We start from the raw sequence: 5,510 nt of genomic DNA on the forward strand, positions 1-5,510 counted from the left end.
AGTGCGGCTTGTTTTTGCTTGTGGTACACTTAGACATGGATTCTTTCATAAGGAGCTGCAGGCATGAAAAAACGATTTGGAATTGATATTGATGGCACAATTACGCGGCCAGATACGATGGTACCTTATCTTAATAAAGCATTTAATATGGCGTTAACGTATGAAGAAATTAATACATATGATTTAAATCCGTTTGTGGATGTTTCTCCCTCGGACTTTGCTGCTTGGTTTCATGATTCGGAACCGAAGATTTATTCGGAATCTCAGTTGGTGGATGGTGCAAGGGAATGTTTGGAGAAATTCGAGCAGTATGCGGATCTTTATTTTATCAGCGCTCGCAGACAAGATCTGATTGATGTCACCGAAACATGGTTTTCAACGAATAAACTACGCTATCACCAAATCGACTTAATTGGGTCACACGACAAGATAGAAATGGCTAAGAAACTCAATATTGATTTGTTCTTCGAGGACAAGCATGACAATGCTGTAACGATTTCCGAGGAATGTCAGATCCCTGTGATTTTGTTTAATACCCCATATAATCAAGGTCCAGTCCCAGAGCAAGTTATTCGCGTCAATCATTGGTTTGAAGCCCGTAAATGGGTAGAGAACTGGCTGAAGGACACCAAAATGCCTGAATGAACAAGTCATTCAGGCATTTTTTAATTTTTCACTAGTACGCTGCATTCTGGACAGCGGCCGTATATTTCAAACTTATGTCCGGAAACTTCATAATCCTGAAGATTTTCTTTAAGCCCATTCATCGGGCAGGCATCAATTTCTTTTGTTTTCCCGCATCCCATGCAGATAAAGTGATGATGATGGTCCTTATGTCCACAGGTAAAGCGAAAGTGCTTTTCACCGGCCAAGTCCGTCATTTCAAAAATACCTAGGTCCACAAACAATGATAAATTTCGATAAATCGTATCAAAGCTTAATCCCGGATAGTTTTCCTTCATTTTCTCCAGCACGTCTTTTGCCGTTAAGTATTTATCACTTGCCGAAAAAAATTCTAACATCTCTTCGCGCTTACCGGTATGCTTATAGCCTTCTTCTTTCAATATTTCCATAGCTCTAGAAACATTCATATGCTCACCTCATTATGCAAACCGAGTTTTATATTTATCGAACAAAATCGAAGCAATAAGTATTAAGACAGCGATGAGCACAATCGTTCCGCCCGGCGCCAAATCTAGATAATAGGATAAAACCAAACCACCGATGACAGAGATTTCTCCAAAGATAACAGAATAAGTAATCATTTGCTTAAATCCTTTTGCAAAACGGAGACTTGCTGCAACAGGGATGGTCATTAAAGATGACACCAGGAGAACACCTACAATCCTCATGGATGCAGCAATGACCAATGCGACCATAACGATAAAGATAAAATGAATCGCCTTCACCGGCAAACCTGAGGCTTTAGCGTGTTCTTCATCAAATGATAATAAGAAGAGTTCTTTGTATAAGAAAAAGAATATAACGACTACACTTAGTGCAACCCCTGCAATTAACCATAAATCTGCACGGCTAACAGCACTAACACTTCCGAATAAATAACCGAAAAGATCGGCATTAAAACCATCAGCAACGGAAATAAAGATAGCGGTCAGTCCAATTCCGCCCGATAAAATAATAGGAATGGCAAGTTCCTGATAATTTTTATAAACACTTCTCAATTTTTCAATAAAAAGCGAACCTCCAACAGAGAAACCCATCCCCAGATAAAGTGGATTTAAGCCCGCTAAAGAAACAAAGCTTTTTTCCAATAAGAGGCTGAATGCAATCCCCGCTAGGGCAACATGGCTCAATGCATCGGCAATCATTGACATGCGCCGCACGACAACAAACACACCAATCATAGGAGCCAGTGCTCCGATGATAATCCCCGTAAGGAATGCATTTTGCAAAAATTCATAGTCCAGTATAGCCGAAATCATTGATTGCCTCCACCTTATTCATGATTATGACTGAGGAGCTTTATGTCATGGCCATATACCTCTGATAGCTCCTCTTCAGTCAATTGATTATATTCAGTCGCATCTCCGTGAAAATGCAGAGTTTTGTTTAAACAAGCAACGTGCGAAACCTTATCCGACACAATACTAACATCATGTGTCACTAAAATCAGGGTGATTCCTAGTTGTTTATTCATCATTTCGAGCATCTCATAAAATTGATGCACATTCTTTGAATCAACACCAACAGTCGGCTCATCCAAGATCATTAAGACCGGTTCACTAACTAATGAACGGGCAATGAAAACTCGCTGCTGTTGACCTCCGGAAAGCTCTCCAATGCTTCGATGCTGGAAATCCAGCATATCGACTGCTTCAAGTGCTTTTTTCACTTTTTGTTTATGTTCTTTTGTGATGAATTTAAATAAGCCGATTTTTTTCGTTAACCCGCTTTGCACTACCTCAAAAACAGTGGCTGGAAAACCAGTATTAAATGAATTTGCTTTCTGTGACACAAAGCCTACCTTTTGCCAGTCTTTAAAATCCCGAATATTTTCACCAAATAAAGTGATACTCCCTTTTTGCAGCTTATTTAAGCCCAGAAGCAATTTGAGCAGTGTTGACTTCCCTGATCCGTTTGGTCCAACAATCGCTAAAAAAGCACCCTTTGGAACATCCAGGGTAATATTCTCAAGAACTAAATCCTTGGCATATTTAAAAGAAAGATTCTTAGCCTGTACAATTGGCTCATTACTATAATTATTCAGATTGATCACCTTTTTTTAAGAATCATTACGATTTACTAAAATAGTATAACGGAAGCTGTTGTCGTTGTAAAGGTAGTTGGCCTGTCAGTAGGAAAAGAATCCTCCTATTCATTTTGGTTCAACAATCAAGCTGTACATTCATATGTTAAAAAAGAGAAAATGAGGAGGTACCAAATGAAATTATTTGAAACGATGGTTAACCATAAAATCAACCGGATCCAACCATATGAATTACTCTCCATTGCTGCTCAATATAATGTCCAGCTGACTACTAAGCAGGCAGAGGATATTACGACTATTTTAGCAGGGAAAAATATCAACATTTTTGACAGCGGACAAAGACAAACTGTACTCGAACAAATTTCTGCGGTTGCTGGAAAAAAGACGGCTATTCAAATCGAACATGTCTTTAATCAACTGATTTCTAACTTCTAACATTAAAAAAACAGTAACCAAGATTGGTTACTGTTCTACATTTACTGCTGATTCATAATTTTCGTCAGCAGTTCTTTGTCATACTGTTTGTTCTTGAGCATTTCAATTTCAAATTTATAAGGAGCTTTTTTATCTTTTTTATCTTCACCGACAAATGGAGTTTCTAAAATTTTAGGTACCATTTGCAGCTGTGGATGATGGACAATATAACTCAATGCATCAAAACCAATATGACCAAACCCAATATTTTCGTGACGGTCTTTTCTCATGCCGGTAAGATTTTTACTATCATTGATATGAAGGACCTTAAGACGGTCAATACCAACAATCTTATCAAATTCATTTAAAACTCCGTCAAAATCTTCGACAATATTATAGCCTGCATCATGAATATGACAAGTATCAAAACAAACGGACAATTTTTCATTCAAATGAACGCCGTCCATAATCATCGCAAGCTCTTCAAAGCTTCTGCCGCACTCTGTCCCTTTTCCAGCCATTGTTTCTAAGGCAATCTGGACATTATGCTCCGGCGTCAGTACTTCATTTAAGCCTTCGATAATCCTTTTAATTCCTACGTCAGAACCTGCGCCTACATGAGCCCCAGGATGAAGAACAATTTGTCCCGCTCCCAGTGCTTCAGTACGTTCCATTTCACTGCGAAGAAAATTAACACCTAATTCATACGTCGCTGGATTTGTGGTATTCGCAATATTTATGATATACGGTGCATGAACAACGATTTCTTCAATACCGTTCTCAGCCATATGTTTTCGGCCTGCTTCAATATTTAAGTCCTCAATGCTTTTCCGTCTTGTATTTTGCGGTGCTCCTGTATAGATCATAAACGTATTTGCTCCATAAGAAACGGCTTCTTCACTTGAACCTAGCAGCATATTCTTCCCGCTCATCGAAACGTGTGAACCAATTTTCAACATACGTAAAACTCCTTCAGTAACCTATTTCTTTCTTTGAAGACGGCGTTCGCGTTTTTTGAAGTCTTCTACTTCACGCTGATGTTTCTTTTTATAGCCTGGCTTAACCTTTGTAGGTTTTATGCCGACTCTTTTCGCCTTTTCATCGATAACACTTTCAACTTTTTTACGTTTTTTACGCTTATTACGATCGCCGAGTTTTACGAATTCATCTTTGACTAGATCAACGTCACTAAACGTAACACCCATTTTCTCTAACTTATTAAGTGCATCTTCATCCGGTGTATCGTAAATGGTAGCAGCAATCCCTGAATGGCCTGCACGGGCAGTACGGCCAGTACGATGGATATAGAAATCAAGATCTGGCGGAAGCTCGAAGTTAATGATATGGCTTACCCCTTCAATATCAATACCCCTTGCAGCTAAATCTGTTGCTACAATATATTGAAAATCAAGATTGTTAACCTGTTTCATCATTTGCTTACGCTCACGAGGCGTTAAATCTCCGTGAATTCTTCCGACACGTAATCCTTTTTCAATCAAGGAATCTGCTACTTTATCCGCCATTTTCTTTGTATTGGTAAAAATAATACCAATATACGGATTATATTTAACAATAACATCATGCAGTAATTGAATCCGGTCACGATGGCGCAATGGAATCAGAACATGTTCAATCTTCACTGCAGTTGCCTGATTAGGATCAACTTGAATATGTTTAGGATTTTCCATGTATTTTTTAAGGAATGGTTTCAATTTATCTGGAATTGTTGCAGAGAAAACAAGCATTTGAAGATCTTTAGCCATTTTAGAAGCAAAACGGTCAACATCTTCAATAAAGCCCATATCCAGCATTAAATCTGCTTCATCGATGACCAGCATATCCGCTGTATAGACCAGTAGTGCCTGCTCTTCGACTAAATCTTTAATTCGGCCGGATGTCCCGATAACAAGCTGAGGCTGTACTTTTAACTTATCAATCATTCGCTGTTTATCTGTACCGCCGATATAGCTTTTGATCTGCAAAGGGGCATCCTCGGGGAAATGTTCCGCAATTTTAAGTGCTTCTTTATAAATTTGAGTAGCTAATTCACGTGTAGGAGCAGCAATAACAGCTTGTACTTCTTGTCTAGTTGGATCAATTTTATGCATAATCGGCAGCAAATAAGAGTGCGTTTTGCCTGTTCCTGTTTGTGACTGTCCGATGACACTTGTACCTTTTAACACGGTAGGAATGACACGGTCTTGTATTTCGGTTGGTTTCGTAAAGCCCAACTCGTTCACAGCTTCAAGCAGATAGCTCTTTAATTCGTATTTATCAAATTGATTTTGTTTCATGAGAAAACTCCTTTATCAACAAAGCGTGCCCTTCGGTCGCTCTGGCATGTCCTATTAGTATAATAAATGATGGA

The 5,510-nt window shown here is 38.8% G+C and carries 7 protein-coding genes; 2 read left to right on the top strand and 5 right to left on the bottom strand.

Features of this window, described 5'->3' with window-relative positions:
* Window positions 1–63: 63 nt before the first annotated feature.
* A complete protein-coding gene (locus tag AC52RT_RS00970) occupies window positions 64–645 on the top strand; it encodes a 5' nucleotidase, NT5C type (RefSeq protein ID WP_495539023.1) in 582 nt (193 codons plus the stop codon).
* Between the two features lie 20 nt (window positions 646–665).
* On the opposite strand, the gene AC52RT_RS00975 is transcribed toward AC52RT_RS00970, so the two are convergent.
* From AC52RT_RS00975 to AC52RT_RS00985, 3 genes are read right to left on the bottom strand one after another with little or no spacing between them, the layout of a single operon-like run.
* On the bottom strand, window positions 666–1,091 hold the full coding sequence (locus tag AC52RT_RS00975; protein ID WP_495539024.1) for a Fur family transcriptional regulator: 426 nt from the start codon (window positions 1,089–1,091) through the stop codon (window positions 666–668).
* Between the two features lie 12 nt (window positions 1,092–1,103).
* A complete protein-coding gene (locus AC52RT_RS00980; RefSeq protein WP_495539025.1) occupies window positions 1,104–1,943 on the bottom strand; it encodes a metal ABC transporter permease in 840 nt (279 codons plus the stop codon).
* Between the two features lie 14 nt (window positions 1,944–1,957).
* Window positions 1,958–2,737, bottom strand: a complete 780-nt coding sequence (locus tag AC52RT_RS00985; protein ID WP_495539026.1) for a metal ABC transporter ATP-binding protein — start codon at window positions 2,735–2,737, stop codon at window positions 1,958–1,960.
* A 165-nt stretch (window positions 2,738–2,902) separates the two neighbouring features.
* Here AC52RT_RS00985 and AC52RT_RS00990 point away from each other — a divergent pair, with 165 nt between their 5' ends.
* Window positions 2,903–3,163, top strand: coding sequence for a DUF2624 family protein (locus AC52RT_RS00990; RefSeq protein WP_495539027.1), 261 nt, complete (start codon window positions 2,903–2,905; stop codon window positions 3,161–3,163).
* A 41-nt stretch (window positions 3,164–3,204) separates the two neighbouring features.
* Here AC52RT_RS00990 and AC52RT_RS00995 read toward each other — a convergent pair whose 3' ends face one another.
* A complete protein-coding gene (locus tag AC52RT_RS00995) occupies window positions 3,205–4,101 on the bottom strand; it encodes a deoxyribonuclease IV (RefSeq protein WP_495539028.1) in 897 nt (298 codons plus the stop codon).
* A 21-nt stretch (window positions 4,102–4,122) separates the two neighbouring features.
* Window positions 4,123–5,436, bottom strand: a complete 1,314-nt coding sequence (locus tag AC52RT_RS01000; RefSeq protein ID WP_495539029.1) for a DEAD/DEAH box helicase — start codon at window positions 5,434–5,436, stop codon at window positions 4,123–4,125.
* Window positions 5,437–5,510: the final 74 nt, after the last annotated feature.

It is taken from the genome of Peribacillus sp. (genome assembly GCF_059453735.1).